The sequence below is a fragment of the Rhizobium sp. Root149 genome, assembly GCF_001427345.1.
Classification (GTDB): Bacteria; Pseudomonadota; Alphaproteobacteria; order Rhizobiales; family Rhizobiaceae; genus Neorhizobium; species Neorhizobium rhizoryzae.
This window is the reverse complement of record NZ_LMGD01000022.1, coordinates 334118-358159: the sequence shown is the minus strand read 5'-3', so window position 1 is coordinate 358159 and position 24042 is coordinate 334118. Positions and strand designations below refer to the sequence as shown.

General features: G+C 57.6%; 26 protein-coding genes. 5 read left to right on the top strand and 21 right to left on the bottom strand.

Annotated features, from left to right (window positions below; translation table 11 throughout):
* The 5 genes from ASD54_RS19900 to ASD54_RS19880 form a co-directional block, all read right to left on the bottom strand.
* Positions 1-541, bottom strand: a 541-nt coding sequence (locus ASD54_RS19900; RefSeq protein ID WP_062556272.1) for an SDR family NAD(P)-dependent oxidoreductase, incomplete at its 3' end; no start/stop codon positions are given.
* 1 nt (position 542) lies between these two features.
* Entirely contained in the window at positions 543-1391 is an 849-nt protein-coding gene (kduI, locus tag ASD54_RS19895; protein WP_062556271.1) for a 5-dehydro-4-deoxy-D-glucuronate isomerase, read from the bottom strand.
* A 15-nt stretch (positions 1392-1406) separates the two neighbouring features.
* Positions 1407-2078, bottom strand: coding sequence for a GntR family transcriptional regulator (locus ASD54_RS19890; protein ID WP_082547293.1), 672 nt, complete (start codon positions 2076-2078; stop codon positions 1407-1409).
* 96 nt (positions 2079-2174) lie between these two features.
* Positions 2175-3128 carry an alpha/beta fold hydrolase gene (locus ASD54_RS19885; RefSeq protein ID WP_062556269.1) on the bottom strand — a complete coding sequence of 318 codons (954 nt, stop codon included), beginning with the start codon at positions 3126-3128 and terminating at the stop codon, positions 2175-2177.
* A gap of 96 nt (positions 3129-3224) precedes the next feature.
* Positions 3225-4139 carry a hydrogen peroxide-inducible genes activator gene (locus ASD54_RS19880; protein WP_062556322.1) on the bottom strand — a complete coding sequence of 305 codons (915 nt, stop codon included), beginning with the start codon at positions 4137-4139 and terminating at the stop codon, positions 3225-3227.
* A gap of 89 nt (positions 4140-4228) precedes the next feature.
* On the opposite strand from ASD54_RS19880, the gene ASD54_RS26270 reads away from it, so the two are divergent.
* Positions 4229-4393, top strand: a complete 165-nt coding sequence (locus tag ASD54_RS26270) for a YdcH family protein (protein ID WP_082547289.1) — start codon at positions 4229-4231, stop codon at positions 4391-4393.
* Positions 4394-4459: 66 nt separating this feature from the next.
* Here the strand turns inward: ASD54_RS26270 and ASD54_RS19875 are convergent, their stop codons facing one another.
* The 8 genes from ASD54_RS19875 to ASD54_RS19840 form a co-directional block, all read right to left on the bottom strand.
* Entirely contained in the window at positions 4460-4822 is a 363-nt protein-coding gene (locus tag ASD54_RS19875) for a DUF423 domain-containing protein (protein ID WP_062556268.1), read from the bottom strand.
* Positions 4822-5223, bottom strand: coding sequence for a group II truncated hemoglobin (locus tag ASD54_RS19870; protein ID WP_062556267.1), 402 nt, complete (start codon positions 5221-5223; stop codon positions 4822-4824). Before ASD54_RS19870 ends, ASD54_RS19875 begins: the two co-directional genes overlap by 1 nt.
* An 82-nt stretch (positions 5224-5305) precedes the next feature.
* Positions 5306-5488, bottom strand: a complete 183-nt coding sequence (locus ASD54_RS19865; protein WP_062556266.1) for a hypothetical protein — start codon at positions 5486-5488, stop codon at positions 5306-5308.
* Positions 5489-5538: 50 nt separating this feature from the next.
* On the bottom strand, positions 5539-7434 hold the full coding sequence (locus ASD54_RS19860) for an ABC transporter ATP-binding protein (RefSeq protein WP_062556265.1): 1896 nt from the start codon (positions 7432-7434) through the stop codon (positions 5539-5541).
* A gap of 10 nt (positions 7435-7444) precedes the next feature.
* A complete protein-coding gene (locus ASD54_RS19855; protein WP_200958472.1) occupies positions 7445-9298 on the bottom strand; it encodes an ABC transporter ATP-binding protein in 1854 nt (617 codons plus the stop codon).
* Between the two features lie 290 nt (positions 9299-9588).
* On the bottom strand, positions 9589-10365 hold the full coding sequence (locus tag ASD54_RS19850) for an ATP-binding cassette domain-containing protein (protein ID WP_062556264.1): 777 nt from the start codon (positions 10363-10365) through the stop codon (positions 9589-9591).
* The gene (locus ASD54_RS19845; protein WP_062556263.1) at positions 10365-11447 is read right to left on the bottom strand and encodes an ABC transporter permease; all 1083 of its coding nucleotides are present in this window, start codon (positions 11445-11447) and stop codon (positions 10365-10367) included. The genes ASD54_RS19850 and ASD54_RS19845 overlap by 1 nt, the downstream gene beginning before the upstream one ends.
* A 190-nt stretch (positions 11448-11637) precedes the next feature.
* Positions 11638-12663, bottom strand: coding sequence for a sugar ABC transporter substrate-binding protein (locus ASD54_RS19840; RefSeq protein ID WP_062556262.1), 1026 nt, complete (start codon positions 12661-12663; stop codon positions 11638-11640).
* Positions 12664-12880: 217 nt separating this feature from the next.
* Between ASD54_RS19840 and ASD54_RS19835 the strand changes: the two genes are divergently transcribed.
* Together ASD54_RS19835 and ASD54_RS19830 are read left to right on the top strand one after the other, a co-directional pair.
* Entirely contained in the window at positions 12881-14113 is a 1233-nt protein-coding gene (locus tag ASD54_RS19835) for an ROK family transcriptional regulator (protein ID WP_062556261.1), read from the top strand.
* The gene (locus ASD54_RS19830) at positions 14113-14541 is read left to right on the top strand and encodes an RbsD/FucU domain-containing protein (protein ID WP_062556260.1); all 429 of its coding nucleotides are present in this window, start codon (positions 14113-14115) and stop codon (positions 14539-14541) included. Before ASD54_RS19835 ends, ASD54_RS19830 begins: the two co-directional genes overlap by 1 nt.
* Positions 14542-14665: 124 nt before the next feature.
* Here the strand turns inward: ASD54_RS19830 and ASD54_RS19825 are convergent, their stop codons facing one another.
* From ASD54_RS19825 to ASD54_RS19795, 7 genes are all read right to left on the bottom strand, one after another.
* Positions 14666-15946 (bottom strand): TRAP transporter large permease, encoded by a 1281-nt coding sequence (locus tag ASD54_RS19825; protein WP_062556259.1) that lies wholly within the window; start codon positions 15944-15946, stop codon positions 14666-14668.
* Positions 15946-16467: a TRAP transporter small permease gene (locus ASD54_RS19820; RefSeq protein WP_062556258.1), complete on the bottom strand. Its 522-nt coding sequence runs from the start codon at positions 16465-16467 to the stop codon at positions 15946-15948. Before ASD54_RS19820 ends, ASD54_RS19825 begins: the two co-directional genes overlap by 1 nt.
* 84 nt (positions 16468-16551) lie before the next feature.
* Complete coding sequence (locus ASD54_RS19815) at positions 16552-17529, bottom strand: TRAP transporter substrate-binding protein (protein ID WP_062556257.1); 978 nt, start codon at positions 17527-17529, stop codon at positions 16552-16554.
* A 58-nt stretch (positions 17530-17587) separates the two neighbouring features.
* Complete coding sequence (locus ASD54_RS19810; protein ID WP_156379302.1) at positions 17588-18463, bottom strand: amidohydrolase family protein; 876 nt, start codon at positions 18461-18463, stop codon at positions 17588-17590.
* Positions 18460-19596: a mandelate racemase/muconate lactonizing enzyme family protein gene (locus ASD54_RS19805; protein WP_062556256.1), complete on the bottom strand. Its 1137-nt coding sequence runs from the start codon at positions 19594-19596 to the stop codon at positions 18460-18462. The genes ASD54_RS19810 and ASD54_RS19805 overlap by 4 nt, the downstream gene beginning before the upstream one ends.
* Positions 19597-19665: 69 nt before the next feature.
* Positions 19666-20574, bottom strand: a complete 909-nt coding sequence (kdgD, locus tag ASD54_RS19800) for a 5-dehydro-4-deoxyglucarate dehydratase (protein ID WP_062556255.1) — start codon at positions 20572-20574, stop codon at positions 19666-19668.
* A 71-nt stretch (positions 20575-20645) separates the two neighbouring features.
* Complete coding sequence (locus tag ASD54_RS19795; protein WP_062556319.1) at positions 20646-21398, bottom strand: FadR/GntR family transcriptional regulator; 753 nt, start codon at positions 21396-21398, stop codon at positions 20646-20648.
* A 160-nt stretch (positions 21399-21558) separates the two neighbouring features.
* Between ASD54_RS19795 and ASD54_RS19790 the strand changes: the two genes are divergently transcribed.
* Positions 21559-22356 carry an NAD(P)-dependent oxidoreductase gene (locus ASD54_RS19790; protein WP_062556318.1) on the top strand — a complete coding sequence of 266 codons (798 nt, stop codon included), beginning with the start codon at positions 21559-21561 and terminating at the stop codon, positions 22354-22356.
* Between the two features lie 48 nt (positions 22357-22404).
* On the opposite strand, the gene ASD54_RS19785 is transcribed toward ASD54_RS19790, so the two are convergent.
* Positions 22405-23070, bottom strand: a complete 666-nt coding sequence (locus ASD54_RS19785; RefSeq protein ID WP_062556317.1) for a sulfite oxidase-like oxidoreductase — start codon at positions 23068-23070, stop codon at positions 22405-22407.
* A 160-nt stretch (positions 23071-23230) separates the two neighbouring features.
* Between ASD54_RS19785 and modA the strand changes: the two genes are divergently transcribed.
* A complete protein-coding gene (gene modA / locus ASD54_RS19780; RefSeq protein ID WP_062556254.1) occupies positions 23231-24013 on the top strand; it encodes a molybdate ABC transporter substrate-binding protein in 783 nt (260 codons plus the stop codon).
* Positions 24014-24042 lie beyond the last annotated feature (29 nt).

Here is a 24042-nt window from a genome sequence, read left to right as displayed (position 1 = left end):
TGACCGTGATCCCCTTGGCCGCAAGCTCGTTGGCCATGAGTTTGGTCAGACCGGCAACCGCGTGCTTGCTCGATGTATAGGACGCAACGCGGATGCCGCCCTGGAATGACAGGAGCGAGGCAATGTTGATGATTCTGCCTGTGATCCCCTTGTTTACCATATGCTTGACGACAGCCTGTGAGAGCATGAAGGTGCTCTTCAGGTTGATATTCATAATGTCGTCCCAGTCCTGCTCCGAAAAATCAGTGAAATCCGCGCGACGGATCTGTCCCGCATTGTTCACCAAGATATCGATGTTGGCGGTTTCAGTCAGTTTGCTGACGATGTCGGGGAGGCCGCCTGGATCGGTAAGATCATAGATGACTTCCTCGAAATTGCGGCCTGTATCCGCAATCTTCCGGGCTGTCTCACTCATGGAACGAGAGCCCAGCGCTATGATGTCGGCACCAGCATTGGCAAGTGCCAATGCCAAGCCTTGGCCCAATCCTGTTCGCGCTCCGGTTACCAGGGCGCGCTTTCCAGTCAGATCGAACAGATTCATCTTACTTGAGCTCCTTCATCGGCACGAAGTCCATATCGGTGAAGGATTGGTTGTCACCGGCCATGCTCCAGATGAATGCGTAGGAGCCGGTACCCGAACCACAATGAATCGACCACGGAGGAGAAACGACGGCCTGTTCGTTGCGGATGATCAGATGGTTGGTTGCCTGAGGGCGACCCATCAGATGCACGACGAACGCTTCCTCCGGGATTTCGAAATACACATAGGCTTCCATACGCCGATCATGCAGGTGGGCTGGCATCGTGTTCCAGACGCTCCCTGGCTCCAGGCGCGTCAGGCCCATCAGCAACTGGCAGGTCGGCAGCACCTTGGGGTGAATATACTGATAGAGCTTGCGCTTGTTGCAGGTCAGCTGATCGCCGAGATTGTTTTCAATCGCATCTGCCTTGGAAATGACGCGGGATGGGAAGTTTGCGTGAGCAGGTGCGCTATTGATGTAGAACTTCGCGGGTGCTGCAGGATCCGCGCTTTCGAAGGAAATGTCCTTGATGCCCATTCCAAGATAGAGACCATCCTGAAAGTCTACATCGTAGACAGTACCATCTGCGGTTACCTTGCCTTTGCCGCCAATGTTGATCAGGCCCAGCTCGCGACGCTCAAGCAGGAAGTCTGTGCCGACGACTTTTGCCAGTTCCGGGCCGATCTGGATGGGGCCTGATGCAGGCATGATGCCTGCAATCAACATGCGATCGTAGTGCGTGTAGGCTGCGTGTATCTCACCGGCGACGAACAGGCGTTCAATCATGAAGTTTTCACGCAGTTCCGCACTCGTCATGCGCTCTGACTGCGAATAATGGACGGCATGCCGTGTCTCGATCGTGGTTGTCATAGGTATCACTCCCTTTTATTCAAAAATGTCCGGATGAGCCGCTTCCAAAGTCGGCAGGTCTTGTAGCAATTCGGACAGATGACTTTTCATTGCAGCTTCGGCTGCGTGGCTGTCGCGTGCATCAAGGGCGGCGACAATTGCCTTATGCTCTGCAAGAAGCTTCCGCAGCGCATCACCCTTGCCCAGGGAAAGGCAGCAGGCGCGATCGATATGGGCCTTCAGGTCTTCCACCACCGTCCAGGCCATCATCAATCCCGCGCCATCTGCAAGCGTGCGATGGAAGAGATCATCGTAGCGGCGAAATTCGGCGCGATCGCTACTCTCCACTGCGCGTTCCTGTGCCTTGAGGCAATCTTCCAGGCGTGTGCGCGCGTGGAAATGGAATGAACTGCAGGCCGATCGGATGACAGCCGTCTCGATCGCCTCGCGCACAAAGGCGGCCTGCATCAGCTTTGCGATGGAAATCTTTGCAATGACCGCGCCTCGCTGGGGCAGTATTTCCACCAGCCGGCTCTTCGAAAGCGCAATCAATGCTTCCCGACCCGGCTGTCGCGAGGAGCCGTATCGCTCACCGATGTCTTGCTCGGAAAGGCGAGAACCGGGTGGAAGGGCGAGTGTGAGAATATCGCTTCGGAGCTGTCTCTCCACGCGCTGTGTAACGCTTTCCGTTGATGCTTTGACGGTCATAGGGCCAACTTCTTCGATGTCGTCACTTCCATACAATTTCATACGATTTCATTCAAGCGACTTTCGCATGTCCTTTTTTGGCTCGCTGGCGAAGCGCTATGGTGAGGAAGTCACAGGCTCATGCACGCTGTAGAGATCATCTTTTACCAGCGAGGGGAGTTCGCCACTCTGCAGCCATTGCAGGGCTAGAGGCCAGAGCTTGTCGCGATAGCGTTCGTGGAAGAAAGCGAAGTGTCCGATTGCATTTTCACCAACGGTCGATGGCCTTAGCCGAAGATAGTACCGCTTCGAATTATCGTAGTATTCCAACAGCCGCTTGGTGGCAGCAACGGTGGCGAACGGATCATCAGTGGTGGCTATGGCGAGAATCGGCGCTGAAAGGCCGCGCATGTTTCGTTTCAGATCCACCGCAGCCGCTTCAGTGCGGTTGCGTGGTTTGCGTCTAAGAGAGTGCTCGAATGCCGGTCCCATCCTGCTCCAGTCGAGAGCGACGCCGGCCGGCGTATCCTCCATCCAACCCAGTTTTTTCGCGGGAAAATAGCCATAAAGCCTCGTCAGCAGGGGCATTACGACATGCCAGCGCCAGAGCATTGCCCATTTTTTCTCGTCCGCATAGTCGCGGTAATGGGCGAACTGGGCGCCGACCATAAGTGCCCTCTCAACCAGATGATTTGATGGCGCGAGCCCAAGTGCGAAGCCACCAATGGAATGGGCGACAGCGTGGATCCCGGCGTTGGGTGAAAGCTGGCTAATGTACCGAAGAGCGCCTTCGAGATCCTTCTCGCCCCAGTCAGCCCAATCGGCATCGCAATCTTTCAAGGATGGAGGGCGCGATTCGCCGATACCTCGATAGTCATAAGTCAGAACGTTGTAGCCATGCTCGAACAAATATTGCGCAAAGCGCGCATAGTAACGGCAGCGCACGGACGTGGCGCAGGTTATGAGCACAAACGGTCTGTTTTCGGCGTCTCCAGAATGCCAGACGAAGCCGCCGAGCGAGTAGCTGTCGGTGGCTTGAAAGCGGACCGGCTGTCCCACCAAATCATGCATGCTTCATGTTCCTCATCTTGGGGGGATCATGAAGAGAAGTTCGAGCCGCCGCAATTCATCAAAAGTGTAGCCTCCTGCTGTATCGTGATCGCCCGTCTATTGGCGGAGCTTTTGCTGGGCGACCTCACGCGTACGACCGGCAAGCGTTTGGAAATGTGCGGATCTCGCGCTTGTTCTTCGCCAGAAGAAGCCGATTTCCCGATGGGCCGGCCAATCCGAAATCTCCTTCAGGACAATGCTTGGCTCCCTGATCATTTCAGACAGGGCGTACAATTCTGGAAACAGTGACAGGCCCATCTCGATGGATACCATCTGCCGCAATGTATCGAGGCTGGTTCCCTCGTAATCTTCCGCCATGATGGCCCCGGATACGGTTGCCAGTTCACGCACATTCTCCAGAAGTCGGTGGCCCTTGCCGAGTGTGAGGAGCGTTTCGCTCTTCAGATCCTTCAACGCGACCGTTTTTCTGTCTGCCAGCCGGTGCCTTGATGACACGCCCAGGAAAATCCGCTCCACGCAAATCTGTTCGAAAGCAAAGATGTCCTCATTCTGCGGCTTCTGACCAAGGGCGCAATCAATGGCTCCATTCAGGACCTGATCTTCCAAAAATGCGGGACGATCTTCCCGGACATGCAGCCGAAGCGTTGGGTATGCTTCATGCAACTGAGGCAATACCGAAGGTAGAAGATAGGGTCCGAAGGTTGGCACGACACCGAGGCGGATGAGACCACCCAGATTATCGCGTCCCGAGGTCGCGATGGCTACGATCTCGTCCAGCGTGGATAGAATGGTGCGCGCTGCGGCGGCAATCTGATGCCCGACGGGGGAAAGGGTAATCGCTCCCGGAGTGCGTTCGATAAGGCTCACATCCAGTTGTTTTTCCAGGAGCGCAAGCTGTACGGACAGCGTGGGTTGGGAGACATGGCAACGCTCGGCGGCGCGACCAAAGTGACGGGTAGCGTCTAACGCTACGAGATACTCCAACTGGCGGTGTGTCGGTCTGAATGGCATATGATAGATGTTGTCTATCAAAGTCATTGTGTCAATGAATTGGAACTATCGTCTCAATTTTGTGATGCTGCGCGTCATTGGAGGTAACGATGACGCCGCTGTTGAAAGCCCTGAAGAATCGCTATTCGCTTATAGAGCGCAAAATTGAGCTGGAAACGAAAATGCCCCAACCAGATCCACTTCGCATCATGGAGTTAAAACGCATCAAAATGCAGATGCGAGACCAGATTACCTGGATGGAGCGTTCGCCGTAGTTAGGTGTGCAGGGATTTCTGGTAAACTTCTGTATTCAAAAGATAATTTGCTAATTAGCGAAATTCTCAGCTCGTTTCCTCGTAAAAGGCGCCAATGGCAATGAGAAGCCAACCAGCGATCATGCCGAGGCCACCCATTGGCGCCGCCATAGGAAACAAGGCGCCATGGCCGAAATGGCGAGATAGCAGATCGCCAGCAAAGAGCATGGTTCCAATCGCCAGGACAAGAGCTGAGGGGTGCGCGGTCTTGAGCCGCGCTCCGGCAATCCAAAGCCCAAGAAGAACGGGCGCATGGGCAAGGCACATGGCGGAGGCAGAGCCGAGCAGGCGTGCATCTTCACCATGACTTGCCGCGGCGGCAAGCATGACACCGGAAGCGCCCAGAAAGCCGGAAAGCATCAGAATGAGAGGACGCGTTCTCGCCAGCATTACGCCTGATCCTCTTCGCGGTTTTGCATGTGGTGCGCCAGACGCTCGATCGGAGCCCAGATGATCTCGCGCAGTTTGGGATTTTCGATCGTCTCTTCCATGGCCCGGGAGAAACACAGTAACCATTCGTCCCGTTCTGCGGTGCCAATGGGGGCTCCAAAGTGTCGGGCCCTTAACCGGGGATGGCCGTATTTTTCCACATAGACGGGAGGACCACCCAGATAGCCGGTGAGATAATCGTAGAGCTTGGCTTCGCTCCCCGAAAGGTCAGCGGGGTGAATTGCCCGACATCTTGCAGCTTCCGGCAACTCGTCCATGAGTTGATAGAATCGACGTGTGAGCCTGCGAACAGTGTCATCGCCGCCGATCGCTTCGTAAAGGGTGATGGTTTCGCCGCTCATCCGTTGCCCTTGCCTGCTAATTCTCCCTGAGGGGTAGCGGCAAGTGGGACCAACTGCAAGCCGTCAATAAGCCGCGGGAGGTCTACTCGGAACCCGCATCGATATCGCCAGACCTCTTGTCTGGAAGAGAACCGGTTCCCGGTGTCTTTTCGTGATCGGTCAGATGCTCCTGCGCATGGGGTCCTGCGGCAGGTTCCCCATTGGCGGATTTTGTTTCGGGTTTCGCCTGTTCTACGGCGGTCTGTGCCCTCTTGTCTTCGGTCATCGATGCTCTCCGTTTGAATTGGAAACGGAGAGGTCTTGCCGAGGTTCCGTTTAGGTCAATGCAGGGGCCGCGCCCTTGTCGATGACGTCATCGGGAATATCGTCGAAGGAAGCGTAATTGAGATTATAGAGCTTCGAATAGAGCTTCTCATTGCGCATCAGTTCGGCGTGGTTGCCGCTCTCGATCAGTTCGCCGTTTTGCAGAACGATGATGCGGTCTGCCTCGCGAATGGTAGCCAGACGGTGGGCAATCACCAGTCCTGTGCGGCCTTCCAGAAGCTTGACCAGCGCCTTCTGGATCAGCATCTCGGTATAGCTGTCGATATTGGCGGTGGCCTCATCGAGCACGAGGATCTTCGCGTCCGCGACCAGCGCGCGGGCAAAGCTGATGAGCTGCCGCTGACCGAGTGACAGATTTCCGCCGCGTTGGCCAAGCAGGCTGTCATAGCCATCCGGCATCCGCATGATGAAATCATGGGCGCCGACAGCCGTAGCCGCCTCAATTACCTGCTCCCGAGTGGCATCCGTCTTGTGATAGCGGATGTTTTCCAGCACGGAGCCGGTGAACAGAAACGGCTCCTGAAGCACCATGGCAATCTGACGACCGAGCGAGTCCTGGGTCAGATCTCTTACGTCGTGACCGCCCACGAGCACGCAACCTTGCTGAACATCGTAGAAGCGGTGGATCAGCGACATGCAGCTGGATTTGCCGGAGCCGGTTGGTCCGACCAGTGCAACCGTTTCGCCCGGGTTGACGCGGAAGCTGACATTCTTGAGCACCGGGTGCTTCGGGTTGTAACCGAAAACCACATCGCGGAATTCGACCGATCCATCCATATCCGGCGAAAGAATTCTGGCATCTGGCTTATCCCGAATGTCGACTGGTACATCCAGAACATCCGTCAGGCGCTGACCGGACGCCATGGCGCGCTGCATAACGGAATATTGCAGCGTCAGCGAACGAATGGGGTCGAAGAAGCGCTGGATGTAGAAGAGGAAGGCAACCATGACGCCCACATCGAGCGCCTGGTTGAGCACGCGTGCGCCGCCCACGACAATGACCAGCGCCATGGCGATACCGGTCAGCGTATCGACAATCGGCACCATGACCTGCGCCAGCCGTGCTGCATGCAGGTGGGTACGCAGGTTTGCCTTTGCCTTGTCGTCGAACAGCGTGAAGTTCACGCTCTGGCGATCCATGCCCTGCACGGCGCGAACACCGTGAATGGCTTCCGCCAGGGCGCCGCTGGCAATAGAGTTCGTCTCATGCGCTGCCATGAAGGAGAGGCGTGCCTTCGGCAGCCAGAACAGGCGAACGACGAACAGCACTGGCAGTGCCGAGAGGGTCAACATTCCAAGACCGAAGTCGAGGTAGAGCATGACCACGACGATGCCGATCAGGAGGGTAATGTCGCCGACCGAGAGCACGGAGGTTTCCAGGAACTCCTGCATGGAGTTCACATCTCCCTGCAGGCGTGACATCAGCCGTCCAACTTCTGTCTTGTCCATGAAGGACAGAGACACCCGCTGAAGGTGGGTGAACATGGCGCGGCGAATATCGAAAAGCACGTCTTCCGCGACATTGCCGACCAGCGTTTCCTGCGCATAGGAGGCGGCATAATTGATGAGGATGGCGATCACAAAGGCAGCGAGTGCATAGAGCAGCACATTCCCCTCAGTGCCGGGCTGCATGCCGTGATCGATTGCGTAGCGAATGATCAGCGGGATGATCAACTGCATGGCGGTGAAGGTGAGAACCGCAGCGACGGCGAGCCATACCTTTCGCTGGTATGGCTCCACGAAAGCCCAGATGCGGCTTATGATGTTCTTGTCGAAGACCTTGCCGAAGATCTCCTCTTCGATCCGGTGAGAACCAACGACCGCGCGGGGCGGGCGGCGTCCGTCATCGCGAATGTCTGGGCGCTCTGTTTCCAGTTCCTCTGCCATCTCGTCCTCCTCAACCGGTCAGTGCGTCATCGTCAGGACGGATCTGCAAATCGTACAGCGCGCGGTAGCGTCCATTCTGTGCCAGCAGTTCCTCATGGGTTCCCTGCTCGACGATGCGGCCCTCTTCCACGAACAGGATCTTGTCCGCATCCATCAGGGAACTCAGGCGATGTGCCACGACAATGGTGACCCGATCGCTGGCATAGCGGCGCATGGCGCTTCGAATGCGTTGCTCGGTCGCTGCGTCTATGGCAGCGGTTGAATCGTCGAACACCATCACGGCAGGCTTCAGCATCAGGGCGCGAGCGATGGAGAGACGTTGCCGCTGGCCGCCAGACAAGGAGACACCGCGTTCGCCCACGACCGTGCCATAGCTTGAGGGCAGGCCCAGCACATAATTGTGCAACTGTGCGCTTTCACTTGCCTTGGCAATCCGATTTTCATTGGCCCAGGGGTCGCCATAGGCAATGTTGTTCTCGATCGTGGTGGTGAACAGGAAGCTGTCCTGTTGTACGACAACCACCGAACGGCGAAGCGACTTCAACGAGACGTCCTTGATATTCTGTCCGTCGATGGTGATGCTACCGGCATCAACGTCATAGAAACGCGGGATCAGGTGGGCGATGGTAGATTTGCCGCTGCCCGGGGGACCGACGATACCAATGGTTTCGCCGCGTTTCGCCTCGAAACTGATGCCATTCAAGGTCGGGTTTTCGGGAGCGGAAGGATAGGCGAAGCGAACGTTTTCGAACCGCAAGGTTCCGTCTGAAACTTTGAGGTCAGTCGCCTGTGGCGCGTCCTTGACTGCAACGTCCATGTCGAGCAGGCCGAAGAGACGGGCGCCACAGGTTGACGCGCGGGCAAAGGCGTTCACCATCAGGCCAAGCTGGCGCACCGGCATCTGCAGGATCGTCATGAAGGTCAGAAAGGATGCGAGCGTGCCAACCGTGATCTCGCCCGCAAGCACTTTTCCGCCGCCAACCCAGAGAACCAATCCCATGGAAATGAAGAAGGAAAGGTTCATGGCGCTGGTGTTGGCAACCCGGATGCCGACGCGCTGATGCGCCAGTTCCAGCGCATTTCTGGAAGCCGCATCGAACTTGGCCAGTTCATGATCCTGTGCTGCGAAAGCTCGGACAACACGGATGCCGCCGAGATTTTCCTCCATGACCCGCGTTAACACCTGCAGGCGTTCCTGAAGGTCCAGCCAGGTGGCGCGAAGCCGAAGCTGTGCAATGGACGAACGCCAGCCGACGAAAGGAACGAAGCTCAATGCCAGCAATCCAAGAATGCAGTCTGTTGAGAGAAGAAGATAGGCTCCAATGCCAATCAGCACGGAAAGCAGGATCATGCGCACCAGTGCTGTCGAGAAATACATGCGCACGCCTTCCAGATCGAGAAGGCCGATGGTGATCAGGTCTCCCGAATGGACGCTGTCATGAAAGCTGAAGGAGAGCCGCTGGATCTTCTCGTAGCAGGCAAGACGTAGCTCGTAGCCGATGTGGTGGCCGACCGCTTCGCTGAAATAGTTCTGCACCATGGTGAAAAGACCGCGCAGAATGCTCGCGCCGAGAAGGAGGAGGGCCGTCACGAGCAGCGCATCCTGCGCATCCGTATTGCTCGAATCGCCAACGGCAATGCCTTGTGCCTGATCGATGGCGTGCCCCAGCAACTGGGGGATCATCAGCTGGAATCCAGACGCCACGAAGGTGGCGCCAATGGCGAGCGTGGTCTGCCAGGGATGCCTCAGCGCCATGACCGTGATGCGGGTGATAATAGAGAGGCCCTTGCCCCATCCTGCGGCCTTGACATGCGCAAGCGATGCAGCCGGGCTCACGCCGCTGCCTGGAGAAACAGTCGTCACAGTAGCATTCCAACGATTATGGTTCCGCCGGCGTTGTCACCGGAGGAGCATTCAAAGGATGAGAAGGTCAGAACCAGGTATTCTCATGGAGATACACCATTAGAGACCGATTCTTCCTATACCGGAAGCCACAGATTGAAAAATGCTAAAATTGGCAAAAGGACGGCACGTCTGACAGGTGGCTTAATTTTCAGACAATTTGTCAGAGGTGTTGCCGAAATATCATCTCAAACAAAGAAGGGCCGTGCTTGGGGTCAAGGCACGGCCCAGATAACTGGCGTCAGGAGATTTTAGGCTGCCAGCGGTTCCGGAGCTTTTGCACCGGTCATGAATGCGACCGCGTCGGACATGGAGTAGTCCTTCGGATTGATAACCGTAAGGCGCTTGCCGAGCCGGTGGATATGGATGCGGTCGGCAACTTCGAAGACGTGCGGCATGTTGTGGCTGATGAGTACGATCGGAATACCGCGCGAGCGGACATCCAGAATGAGTTCAAGCACGCGGCGGCTTTCCTTGACGCCCAGTGCTGCCGTTGGCTCATCCAGAATGATGACCTTCGACCCGAAGGCTGCAGCACGGGCAACGGCTACGCCCTGACGCTGGCCCCCGGACAGTGTTTCCACCGCCTGGTTTATGTTCTGGATGGTCATCAGGCCGAGTTCCGAAAGCTTGTCACGGGCAAACTTTTCCATAGCCGGACGATCGAGCTTGCGGAAAACGCTACCCATGACGCCGGACTTTCGAATTTCGCGGCCGAGGAACATGTTGTCAGCGATCGACAGCGCCGGAGACAGAGCAAGGTTCTGGTACACCGTTTCGATACCCGCCTTGCGCGCCTCTATCGGAGAGCGGAAGCTGACGGTCTTCCCCTCCAGTTTGATCTCGCCTTCATCGGGATTGATGGCACCGGAGATCGCCTTGATGAGAGAGGACTTGCCTGCGCCGTTATCGCCGATAACCGCCAGGATTTCGCCCGGATAGAGGTCGAAATCCGCATTGTCGAGGGCGGTCACCTTGCCATAGCGCTTGACCAGTCCGCGTGCCGAGAGAATGGGCTCCTGTGCCATTAGCCTGCTACCTTTCTGATCCACTGGTCGATTGCGACGGCTGCGATGATGAGAAGGCCGATCAACATGTAGGTCCATTGCGGATCGGTGCCGATGAGACGAAGCCCGAGCTGGAACACACCGACGATCAAGGCGCCGAAAAGCATTCCGAGGATCGAGCCGCGTCCGCCAAAGAGCGAGAGGCCGCCGATAACCACGGCCGTGATGGATTCAATGTTTGCAAACTGGCCAGCTGTCGGAGAAACCGAACCGATACGGCCGATCAGAGCCCAGCCACCCAAGGCGCAGATGACGCCGGAGATCGTGTAGACCGAGATCAGCATCTTCTTGACGTTGACGCCTGCAAGTTCCGCAGCATCCGGATCATCGCCGACTGCATAGAGGTGACGTCCCCAGGCGGTGGAGTTCAGAACATACCAGAGGGCGCCGACGAGAAGCACCATGGCAATGACGCCGTAGGTGAAGACTGCACCGCCGACCTGGATGCTTTGACCAAACAGCTGGAGAAGAGGCGCGTTTGCGGCCAGATCCTGCGAGCGGATGGTTTCGTTTGCCGAGTAGAGAAAATTCGATGCGAGAACGATCTGCCACATGCCAAGCGTGACGATGAAGGGCGGCAGCTTGACGCGAGCGATCAGGAAACCGTTGATCAGGCCGCAGATGGCACCGACGGCAAAGCCTGCAAGGATAGCAAGGGGTGTCGGTACGCCATAATGGATTGCGAACTGGCCCATTACGACGGAAGACAGCACCATGATTGCGCCGACGGACAGATCGATGCCGGCGGTCAGGATCACCAGCGTCTGTGCGGCGCCGATGATGCCGGTAATGGCCACCTGCTGGAGGATCAGCGTCATGGAAAATGCTGAAAAGAACTTGGTGCCGAGTATCGAGCCGAAGATGATGACCGACATCAGGAGGACCAGCAGCGGAACGGCTGCCGGGTTCCCATGAAGGAAATGCTGGAACTTCTGCAGTGCGGTTTTGTCGTGCGTATCGAATTGCGCAACCTGCGTCGAACTGCCTGACAGCACTTTTTCGTATTCGAGATGCGGCTTCGTGGCGGCTTGTGGCTCGCTCATGTTTTCCTCCCTAGGGCATCATCACGGGATGCGAGGGCCGGCATGCAGGTCACGAACCTCAGATCGCCGGCGATGGAAAATTCATTCTTCAATCGGAGAAGGTATTCAGCAAGGTTTCGCTGCCTGTTCTCTTTAGGTAAAGGGCGGCCGAAGCCGCCCTTCGATCTTGTTGTCTAATGCAGATGGAGCATCAGCCCCAGCACTTCGCAGTGCCTTCCTTCGTGTCGATCGAAGGAACGCCCTTGGCAGGCTTGTCGGTGACCAGCGAAACACCGGTGTCGAAGAAGTTCTTGCCTTCGGTCGGCTTCGGCTTCGTGCCATCCTTTGCGAAGGCGGCAATTGCTTCAATGCCCTTCGAGGCCATCAGCAGCGGGTATTGCTGCGAGGTTGCGCCGATCACACCTTCCTTGACGTTCTTGACGCCCGGGCAGCCGCCATCGACGGATACGATCAGAACGTCCTTCTGCTTGCCGACGGCCTTCAGCGCTTCGTAAGCACCGGCAGCAGCAGGCTCGTTGATCGTGTGAACGACGTTGATGCTTGGATCCTTCTGGAGAAGGTTTTCCATGGCGGTGCGGCCGCCTTCTTCGTTACCATTGGTAATGTCGTGACCGACGATCCGCGGATCCTTTTCATCGCCGATGCGGTTGATATCGCCGACATCAATGCCGAAGCCCTTCATGAAGCCCTGGTTGCGCATGACGTCAACGGACGGCTGTGCCGGTGTCAGGTTCAGAAAAGCGATCTTTGCAGTCTTTGCCTTGTCGCCAAGCGTTGCAGCGGCCCATTTGCCGATGAGTTCACCAGCCAACAGGTTGTCGGTTGCAAAGGTCGCGTCAGCAGCGGAAATCGGATCCAGAGGCGTGTCGAGTGCGATGACCAGAACGCCAGCCTTGCGAGCCTTCTCGACCGCGGGAACAATGCCCTTGGTGTCGGAAGCGGTCAGAAGGATACCCTTTGCGCCGTCAGCGATGCAGGTTTCGATTGCAGCAACCTGGCTTTCGGAGTCACCGTCGATCTTGCCGGCATAGGACTTCAGCGTTACGCCCAGTTCCTTCGCCTTGGCAGTCGCGCCTTCCTTCATCTTGACGAAGAAGGGATTGGTGTCGGTCTTGGTGATGAGGCATGCGGAAACGCCGGCTGCAGAGGCCGGAGCAGCAAAGGCAACGCCAAGTGCGAGTGTCGCGAATGCAGCGGTCAGAACGGTTTTCTTCATGGAACTTCCTCCCAGGTTAACTCAGTATCCGCGCGGCGGATCTTGTTCGGGCCTCGACCGGTTTCAAGCACCAGACGCCTCCTCCAAGCCGCCTGCCCGTGGCCCTCATAATGTCGAAACTTCTCATACTGTCAATAAATAAATCCAGTTGATTTATTAATTCTTGATCGATAGGTTGAGGCCTGAGGAGCTTGGGTACCTTAAGGGAGGGGTGGCCATGACTGTCCATGACAACTCCAGCGATAGCGTCGTTCTGCCGCCTGCCGTCAGCTTTGCGGGCGGTTCCAACCAGGTGCGCGTTCGTGCGCACAACGAAAGATTGGTTCTGTCGCTTGTTCGCCTGCACGGATCGCTTTCCAAGGCGGACATTACCAGAGCGAGCGGCCTCTCTGCTCAAACCGTTTCCGTTATCATGCGCTCGCTGGAGAATGATGGGCTGCTGCTTCGGGGCGATCCCGTGCGCGGCAAGGTGGGTCAGCCTTCCATTCCCATGCGCCTCAATCCCGATGCGGTGTTTTCATTTGGCGTAAAAATTGGCCGACGCAGCGCAGATGTCGTGCTGATGGATTTCATCGGGCGCATCCGCCACCAGTTCCGCCAGACTTATGCCTATCCGAAGCCTGATGAAATCATTGCGATCATCATGTCGGGGATCGAGTCCATTGAAGCCCGGCTGGATCGGGATACCCTGGCACGCATCGCCGGTATCGGCATTGCAGCACCCTTCGAGCTCTGGAACTGGGCTGAAGAGGTCGGCGCACCTCCAGGGGCCATGGATGAGTGGCGCGGTGTCGATCTCCAGGCCGAAATTGCTGCCCGCGTTCGCCATGCGGTTCACCTTCAGAACGATGCGACAAGCGCTTGCGGCGCGGAACTGGTCTTCGGTGTCGGTCCTTCCTATCCCGATTTCGTCTATTTCTTCATCGGCTCCTTCATCGGCGGTGGCATTGTCCTGAATTCAGCGGTCTATTCGGGTCGAACGGGCACAGCAGGCGCGCTTGGTCCTCTGCCGGTGCGCGGCAAGAACGGCGAGAACCGGCAGCTTCTGGATATCGCTTCTATCTTCGTCCTCGAGAAACTGCTCCTCGAGCGCGGCATCGATCCACAGCCCCTCTGGTATTCAGCGGACGAGTGGGTGGATTTCGGCGAACCGCTGGAACTGTGGATTCGCGATACCGCAGAGGCGCTGGCGCAAGCCATTGTCGCATCTGCCTCCGTCATCGATTTTGGTGCTGCCGTCATCGATGGCGGTTTTCCCGGATGGGTGCGCAAGCGTGTCGTGCAGGCAACGAGGGAGGCGGTGACCCGGCTCGACCTGCAGGGTGTCATTATTCCCGATATTCTGGAGGGGGCTGTGGGCGCTCAGGCGCGTGCCATTGGTGGCGCTAGTCTTCCGATCTTCGCCCGCTATCTCATCGACCAGAACGTACTTTTCAAGGAACTTGCCTGATGCTCAAGGGTCTCAATCCACTGCTCAGCCCGGAACTGCTCTCTACCCTGCGTGCCATGGGGCATGGGGATGAGCTTGCAATTGTCGATGGCAATTATCCGGGTCTGGAACATGCGCGGCGTCTCGTGCGGCTGGACGGCCATCACCTGATTCCGGTCCTCGATGCGGTTCTGTCGGTGCTGCCGATCGACGATTTCGTTCCCGAGGCTATTTTCCGCTCGACCGTCGGCAGGGACCGAGATGCACTCGATGCGGTCCATGAGGAGATCATCGCCTGCTGCGGGCGGCATGAACCCAAGCAGTCTGTCGTCCCCTTGCTCGGCCCGGACTTCTATCCACGCGTGAAGGCGGCGCACACCGTCATCCAGACAAGCGAGCCTCGGCTTTATGCGAACGTCATTCTCAAGAAGGGTGTCATTTATCCTTGAGAGAGTCGGGTGCTGCCGTACCATCTTGGGGCGGACCTGCGGCAGTACCCGTACCAGCTCTGCAAAGAAAAAGACCGGCGAATCGCTTCGCCGGCCAAGCTCCCATGGGGGGATGTGTCGCACTTCACCGGAACAGGCTGGGCAGCCACAGTGAAAGTGCGGGCACGTAGGTCACGAGCAAAAGCACGAAAACGCTGGCACCGAAGAAGGGCCAGATAGTGCGCATGGCTTCGCGAATAGTAATCTTGCCGACCGCGCATGACACAAAAAGCACAGTGCCAACTGGTGGAGTATTGAGGCCGATACCGGCGTTCAGGATCATGATGACGCCGAAATGCACCGGGTCGATCCCGAAAGCCTTCACGACAGGCAGCAGAACGGGCGTCGAGATGATAACGAGAGGCGCCATATCCATGAAGGTGCCGAGAACCAGCAGGATGATGTTGATGACCAGCAGGACAATAATAGGATTGTCCGAGATCGCCGAAATCGCGCTGATCATCAGGCCCTGCACCTGAAGGAAAGCCATCAGCCAGGCGAAGGAAGCGGCGGTGCCGATGACGAGGAGTACCATGGCCGTGGTGCGAACCGCACCCATGACCGCCTCGACGAAACCGTGCCAGTCGAGTTCGCGATACACGAACATGGCCACAAGCAGTGCGTAGAGTACCGCGATGCACGAGCTTTCCGTTGCCGTGAAAACACCGGAACGAACGCCGCCGAAGATGATGGCGATCAACAGGATGCCCGGTGCCGACGATACGAAGAAATAAAGAACCTTCGCAAAGCCGGGGAAGGGTTCGGAGGGGTAGCCGCGCTGCTTGGCCACGAACCATGCCGTAAACATCAGGGCGGCGGCCAAAAGAAGGCCGGGAATGATGCCTGCCGTGAAAAGATCCGCCACCGATACATTGCCGCCAGCGGCAATCGAGTAAAGGATCATGTTATGCGATGGTGGAATCATCAGGGCGATGATCGCGGCATTTGCGGTCACGTTCACGGCATAGCCACGGTCGTAGCCGCGTGCGGCCATTTGCGGGATCATCAAACCACCGACAGCCGACGCATCCGCCACGGCAGAGCCGGAGATACCGCCGAACAAGGTTGATGCGACGACGTTCACCTGCCCCAGGCCGCCGCGCAGGTGGCCGACAATGCCGGCAGCGAAGCGGATGAGACGCGTGGCAATTCCGCCGCGCACCATCAGGTCTCCGGCGAAAATGAAGAACGGGATCGCCATCATTGCGAAGACGTTCATGCCAGAGTTCATCTGCTGGAAGATGACGATGGGAGGCAGCCCAATATAGAGAATGGTGGCGAGTGAGGCGATACCCAGGCAGAAGGCGATGGGCATGCCGATCAGCATGAGCAGGGTGAAGGACCCGAAGAGGATCGTATAGGCCATTATGCCGCCTCCAGGACTTCAGTGTCGGCAGCGGGCTCGAGATCGAGTGCGACGTCGATAAAGCGTTCAAGGCCGAAAAGAGCGATCATTGCGCCACCCACGATCAAGGGGAAAAAGTCGACGCCGCCGGGCCAGCCCAGAACGGGGATGGTTGCGCCCCAGGTGCCTGCAGAAAGCTGGACGCCATAGTAGACCATGGCGGCGCCAAAGAAGGCGACGAGCCCGAGGCTCACCAGATCCATCAGGCGCTGGATCGAGCGGGGCATGGCGTAGCGAACGATATCGAGGCCAAGATGCACGCTCTCGCGCACGCCAACCGCGGCGCCCAGCATGATGAACCAGAGCATCAGATGCAGCGAAAGCGGTTCCGACCAACTGGGAGAATCGTTCAGAACGTAACGCGCAAAGACCTGCCAGCCGACTATGAATGTCATCACCACGATACCAGTCCCGGCGATGTAGAGCGAAAGCCGGCTTAACGCGGCCAAAAACGGGCGGATGCCCAGCATGAATTTTCTCATTTCCCCGAATTCCTTCTGCGCTACTGTGAGATCAGGCGCATTGAAAAAGCCGGCCCCTTGTGGAGCCGGCTTGCAATCGTCAACTTATTTGACGTCCTGAATGCGTGTCAGGAGATCCTTCAGCTTCGCATCGGTCACGAACTTGTCGTAGACGGGCTTCATGGCAGCGGAGAACTCGCTCTTGTCTACCTTGATCACGTTCACGCCACCGGCACGAACCTTCTCTTCGGAGACTTTTTCGCGCGCGCTCCAGAGCTCACGCATCTTGGCGACCGATTCCTTGGCTGCCGCCTTGATGATCTTCTGGTCTTCCGGCTTCAACTTGTCCCAGGAGATCTTGGACATGACCAGGATTTCGGGGTTCAACGAGTGTTCCGTCAGCGTGTAGTTCTTCGCAACTTCGTAGTGACGGGCTGATTCGTAGGATGGCCAGTTGTTTTCCGCACCATCGACCACGCCGGTTTCGAGCGAGGAATAGACTTCGCCCATCGGCATCGGCGTCGGGTTGGCGCCGAAGGCCTGCATCATGGCGATCCAGAGGTCAGACTGCTGAACGCGGATCTTCAGGCCCTTGAGATCGGAAAGCTTCTGGATCGGCTTCTTCGTCGTGTAGAAAGAGCGCGCACCGGAATCGTAATAGGCAAGACCAACGAGACCATGCGGTTCGAAGGCCTTCAGGATTTCTTCGCCGATCGGGCCGTCCACCGTCTTGTGCATGTGTTCCGTCGAGCGGAACAGGAATGGCATGCCGAGCACGACCGTTTCCTTGACGAGGTTGTTGAACGGTGCCGCATTGACGCGGTTGATGTCGATGACGCCGAAGCGGGTCTGTTCGATCGTATCCTTCTCGCTGCCGAGAACGGAATTGTTCATGACCTGAATGTTGATGCGGCCATTGGTGCGCTCGGAAACGAGCTTGCCCATGTATTTCACCGCATCGACGGTCGGATAACCATCCGGATGGATGTCCGCCGAGCGCAGGGTAATCTGCTGCGCCTGTGCGGCCAGTGCCGTGCTCATGGCCAAGCCAATCGCGAGGCCAAGAATCTTGGTCAGTTTCATGCTTTCCTCCTGTTGTCGCGTGGTTGTCTCCTCCAACCCCGCTGTTTATGTAGCTTTGCTAGACCTGCCACTTGGGCAGGTTGAAAAGTTCTTCCGGGTTCTCGACGAGTGCCAGATGCCTGCTCTGTTCGTTCGGCAGCCAGCCGAGCACCGTTTCGAGCAGGCTCACGTCGTCCGGGTAATCTTTCTGTTCCTTGGCCAGATTGTGCGGCCAGTTGGTGCCCCAGACGATGCGCTGCGGCGCATAAGACGCCACAAGGCGCGCAATGGCTGCCACGTCGTCGTAATCCGGGCCGCCAGTCTTTGAGCTTTCATAGACCCCGGCAAACTTGAACCAGCAGCGTCCTGTATCGATCAGTCTCTTGACGGCATCGACATGCGGACTATCCGGCGTGATGCCGCAGAAGAACTTGCCGTGGTGATCCAGCACCCAGCGCGAACGCAGGCGCACGAGGCGCGTTTCGTGGTCCAGAATGTTGCTTCCATCGAACTGAACGGCCAGCATCCAGCCGCGTGCGGCGGCTTTGGCATCCAGTGCTTCCAATGCAGAAAGATCGGTTGCGCCGCCGGGGAGATCCATGATCCGCAGGCCAACGACACCAGCCTCGCCCAGTGTATCAAGCTCTGCATCGGAAACTTCCGGTGCGACAGCCGCCACGCCTCGTGCCACGTTGCCCATGGCCTTGAGGCAGGCAACCGTATTGCCATTGTCCCGCTGCTGGGCATTGCCTTGGGTGATGATGACGCGGTCGATGCCGAGCCATGTCATGAATTCGCGGTACTGATCCGGCGTCGGCAGGTCGCCCGCAGGCAATCCGGGGCCGCCGGGAAGAGCAGGATAACCCGGCAGATACATGTGCATCTGCGTGTCGACCGTGCCTTTTGGCAGGGACATGGCGGGTTGGCGGCCGGAGGTGGGGCGAACGAGCATCATGCGTCCTTCATCTTGAATTCGGCGAGTGCATCGCGATTGATTTCAATGCCAAGTCCCGGACCGTTGGGGATTGTCACCACCCCATTGACGTGTTCGATCGGCGTATTGACGATGGCCTGCCGGAAGGGGTTGTCGGTACGGTCGAATTCCAGGATTGGCTCGATCGGGTTTACCCGAACCGGGCTTGGCACCATGGCCGCCATGAATTGCAGGGCAGCGGCGATATGCACGGCTGTGCCCCATACATGCGGCACGACGCGAATGCCGTGCAGCGCTGCCAGATCGGCTACGCGCTTTGCTTCGGTAAAGCCGCCAACGCCTGCGAGATCAGGCTGGAGAATGTCGACGCAGCGGGTTTCCACCGGCTCGCGCATGCCCCAGCGCGAATGCCATGTTTCACCACCGGCAACGGGAATCGGCTGGCGGGCGCGTACTTCCCGGTAAGCGGCCAGTTGTTCCGGCACCACAGGCTCTTCGAACCAGTCGAGGTTCAGTTCTGCGGCTGCCTGGCCGAAGCGCACGGCTTCCACCACGTCGTAACCATGGTTTGCGTCTACCATGATGCGCATCTCGGAACCGACGGCATCGCGGGCAGCGCGAACGACGCGCAGATCTTCCTCGACGCCGAATCCGATCTTGATCTTGGTGGCGTGAAAACCTTCCTTCCAGTAGCGGGCAACATCCGTCGCATTGTCCTCGACGCGGTCCACACCGTCACGCTTGAAGCTGCCGGTTGCATAGGCCTTGATGCTTTCGCGGAAGCGCCCGCCGAGCAGGATCGACACAGGCACGCCGAAATGCTTGCCCTTGATATCCCAAAGCGCAATGTCGATGCCGGACAGTGCTGTGACAGCAAGGCCGCGCTGACCCTGATCGCGAAGCGCGTTATAGAGACGAGCCCAGATCTTTTCGGTTTCGAGCGGATTTTCGCCGATCAGCCAGTTGGCATAGGCTTGAACCACGGCCGCATTGGGTCTTGCTGGTCCAAGGCATTCGCCCCAGCCTGTCGTGCCGTCGTCGCACACGATCTCCACCAGAATATGTGCCCTGCGGTCGAAGCGCATGGATGCGCTCTCGAATGCCACGTCGAGCTTGTGCTCCAACAGATGTGTGCGAACTTCGGCAATCTTCATAGGTTTTTCCCGTTGCAGCGTTTCATCCGCACCAGGTCGGATGAAACGCCCAGTCTTCAGTCAGTTGGATCAGCCACGCTTCCAGGGACCGATAAGGTCCAGCAGCATGCCTTCTTCTTCCTTGGTCAGGTCGTCGAGCGGCGCACGAACCTTGCCAGCATCGAAGCCCTGCAGGCGCACGCCCGCCTTGATGGCGGCAACCGCGTAGCCCTTGCGGCGATTACGGATCGCCATGAACGGGTAGAAGAAGTCCCGGAGGATCTTCTCGCAGTGCTCACGCTCGCCAGCCCGCAGCGCCTTGTAGAACTCGACGGCAAGGCCGGGGACGAAGTTGAAGACGGCAGAGGAATACGTCGTGAAACCAGCGCCGAGATAGGCTTCGGCAAACAGTTCGGCAGTCGGCATGCCGCCGAGATAGGTGAGACGATCGCCCATGGTCGCCGTGATCTGGCGCACGAGGCCGATATCGCCCGTACCATCCTTGAAGCCGACAAGGTTCGGGCACTCGTCACACAGACGCTTCAACGTGTCGACGGAAAGCACCGAGTTGTCGCGGTTGTAGACCATGACGCCGATGCCAACGGATTGGCAGATTTTCTTGACGTGCTGATAGAGACCTTCCTGCGGCGCGTCGATGAGGTAATGCGGCAGAAGCAGAATGCCGTCTGCGCCAGCCTTTTCGACAGATTTTGCCAGCTCAGTGCCGACGTGGCTGCCAAAGCCGCAGCCGGAGACGATTGCAGTCTTGCCCGCGGCTTCTTTTGCTGCCTTGACGATACCCGGGATTTCATCGGGTGAGAGCGAAAAGAATTCTCCAGTGCCGCCTGCGGCGAACAGAACGGGCGCCTCGAAGCCGGACAGCCACTCGATATGGCGGCGATAGCTTTCAGCCTGAAACTGGCCTTCGCCGTCGAAATGCGTCACTGGGAAAGACAAAAGGCCAGCGCCGAGCGCCGCCTTGATCTCTTGAGGCGTCATAATCAGTGTATCCTTTGTAGAAGTCTCCTCCGCTCAATTTCGTATAGATTCAACATACAAGTGTCAATAACTTATCTTACAAATTGCCTTTGTTCTCTGAGGAGCGTCCGGTAGCGAGACTGGCTGCCGCGCAGATGCCTGCGCATTGCATCGCGAGCTGCCTCCTCATCCCCAGCTGAAATGGCAGAAATGATGGCGTTGTGCTCTTCGTTCAGCAGCTTGATATAGGCTGCCTGATCGGCTTCCGACTCTTCATTGCGAAGCGCTGCACGGGGGATGATGTTCTTGCCGATCAGGGAAAGAAAATCTCTGAAGCGCGAGTTGTTGGTCGCCTCGGCAATTGCCAGATGCAACGCGAAGTCCGCCTCGCTGGTCGGCTTGTTCGCCTCGAAACAGGCCTGCACCGCATAGTGACGCTCAAAGATAACCTCTTCCTGTGCGGGAGAACGGCGAAGAGCAGCAAGGCCTGCCGCCTCTACTTCTACCGCCGTGCGCAGTTCCAGAAATTCGATGACGGAGGAAACGCGCGCATAGTCGATGTTTTCGATCGACATGGGGGCAGGACTGCTGGCAACCGGCGGTTCCAACACAAAAACGCCAGCGCCCTGACGCGCCTCCACGAGGCGGTCTGCCCGCAGTGCTGCGATTGCCTCGCGCACCACAGTTCGGCTCACGCCGTGTTGTTCGCCCAGTTGTGCTTCGCTCGGCAGCTTGGTGCCGGGCGGATAATGCCCTGCCATGATCGACTGTCGCAGAACGTCGCCCAATCGAGAGGCCAGCGTGCCAGCACCGCCCGGTGTCCCGCTCTTGCCTGCAATTGCCATGGACATCTCCTTCAAAGCCTGCATCTCCGGATGGTCTGCTCGCCAGCCTGTACATCAATGCAATAGCTGTAGCGTGTTGACGCGCTTCTGCCAACATGTATGATGAGTTGACCCGGCGAGCCTACGAGTTGTGGCGCGCTGCCTGCCGATGGAGGAAATCTTGAAACGACTGTTGATCACCGGTGCCGCCGGCGCGCTGGGGCGTGCCATGCGCACGCGTCTTGCCGATGTGGCCGATATCCTGCGCCTGTCAGATATCAGCAATCTGGGTGAGGCCGGACCGAACGAGGAACTCGTTCAATGCGATCTGGGTGATGCGGATGCCGTGCACAGACTGGTCGAGGGGTGCGACGGGATCGTACATCTGGGCGGCGTGTCTGTTGAAGACAAGTTTTCCAAGATCCTGAATGCCAACCTGCTCGGCATGTTCAACCTCTATGAGGCGGCGCGCGCCAACGGTCATCCGCGCATCCTGTTTGCCAGTTCCAACCACACGGTCGGCTTCTACCGTCAGGATGATAAGATCGATGCGACATCACCAACGCGGCCGGATGGTCTTTACGGTGTCTCCAAATGTTTCGGCGAACAGCTGGCGCGGATGTATTTCGAGAAATTCGGTCAGGAAACGGCGCTTGTTCGCATTGGCAGCTGCATGGAAAAGCCAAGCAATCATCGCATGCTGTCCAGCTGGATGTCCTATGCGGATTTCAAGCGTCTTATCGAATGCACGTTCCGGGCGCCGATGCTGGGGTGCCCGGTGATCTGGGGCATCTCCAACAATGATGCAGCCTGGTGGGACAACTCGCATGCCAGCTATCTGGGCTGGAAGCCGCAGGACAATGCCGAACATTATCGCGCGGAAATCGACGCGGCACTTGGCAAACCAGACCCGAAAGCGGCCCTTCACGTCTATCAGGGCGGCAATTTCGTCAACGATCCTATTTTCAAGGAAAGTTGAGATTGCTGCCGCAGGAGCCGTTTGGCGGGGGCGGCTCCTGCACTATTTTCAGTCCTCGGAATAGCGCTCTTCGGCCCATGGATCACCGCGCATGTGGTAGCCATTCTTTTCCCAGAAGCCCGGTCTGTCCTGACGCGTGAACTCAATGCGGGTCAGCCACTTGGCGCTCTTCCAGAAATAAAGATGCGGAACAACGAGGCGCATCGGCCCGCCATGTTCGGCGGTGAGTGGCTCGCCCTGCCAATGCGTGACCAGCATGGCATCTTCCACGGCAAAGTCGGAAAGCAGCAGATTGGTCGTGTAGCCGTCATAGCTCGTCAGCATCACGGCATCCGCTTCTGCTTTCGGATGCACCTGATCCAGCAGTTCCCGCGTCGTTACGCCGGTCCATTCATTGTCATAACGCGACCAGGTGGTCACGCAGTGAATGTCGGTCGTGAGCTTCGATTGCGGCAGCGCTTGAAATTTATCCCAGTTGAACGTCAGCGGATTTTCCACTTCGCCCCTGATGTCGAGCCGCCATTGCAAGGCAGAAATCACCGGCTGCTGGCCAAGATCCAGAACCGGCCAGTTCTGCACCAGGTGCTGGCCCGGTGGCAGCCGGTCGGTTTCCGGTCTTGTTATCTTTCCGGTTAGAAATTTGCCTTCCGCCGCCCATTTTTGTTTGGTCTTTGTGAGTTTTGTCGCTTCAGGCTCATTGTGTTCATCCGCCATGGTTCCGTCCTGCATTTCGATCATGAGGGGAATGTGTGGCGACGCAGGATCGCTGTCCAGAAGGCGCTGAATTTCTTTCATTATATCCGTACGGATATAATGCTGGAATATCGAAAGAGGTTCGCTATATTCCCACAGATATTTCGCTTTGGGAGAGCTCATGAAAACCCGCAGTCTGGTTCTCAAACTCATCGCTGCCATGGCTTTGGCAGTGCTTCCTGTTCTGCCCGCACAAAGTTTTGCTGCTGAAAAGATAATCGTCTTTGCAGCTGCCAGCATGAAGACGGCGCTGGATGCAGCCAATGCCGTCTACGTTAGGAAAAGTGGTCATCAGGTAACGGCCTCTTACGCAGCCAGTTCGGCGCTTGCGAAGCAGATAGAGGCTGGTGCGCCCGCAGACGTTTTCATTTCCGCCGATCTGGACTGGATGGATTATCTGGCGAAGAAGAACCTCATCAAGCCGGACAGTCGAAAGAACCTGCTGGGCAACCGCATCGTTCTGGTTGCGCCGAAGGACAAAGCAAAGCCTGTCGACATCAAGGCCGGTTTCGATCTCTCCGCGCTGGTGGGAGACGGCAAACTGGCCATGGGAGCAGTCGACAGCGTTCCCGCTGGCAAATATGGCAAGGCGGCCTTGGAAAAGCTCGGTGCCTGGAGTGCTGTTGCGCCCAAGGTGGCAGGTGCGGAAAACGTTCGCGCGGCACTTCTGCTGGTGTCGCGTGGCGAAGCACCCTATGGCATCGTTTATCAGACGGATGCAGCCGCTGATCCCGGCGTTTCCATCGTCGGCACCTTCCCGCCAGACAGCCATCCTGCGATCATCTATCCGGTGGCGCAGGTCACCGACGCCAAGAGCGCGGCGGCCAGCGATTACCTGAAGTTTTTGTCTTCCGATGAAGCTTCAGGTTTCTTCACGGCACAAGGCTTCACAATCCTCAAATGATGCCCTCGCATAACGGCGTTCACGCGGTT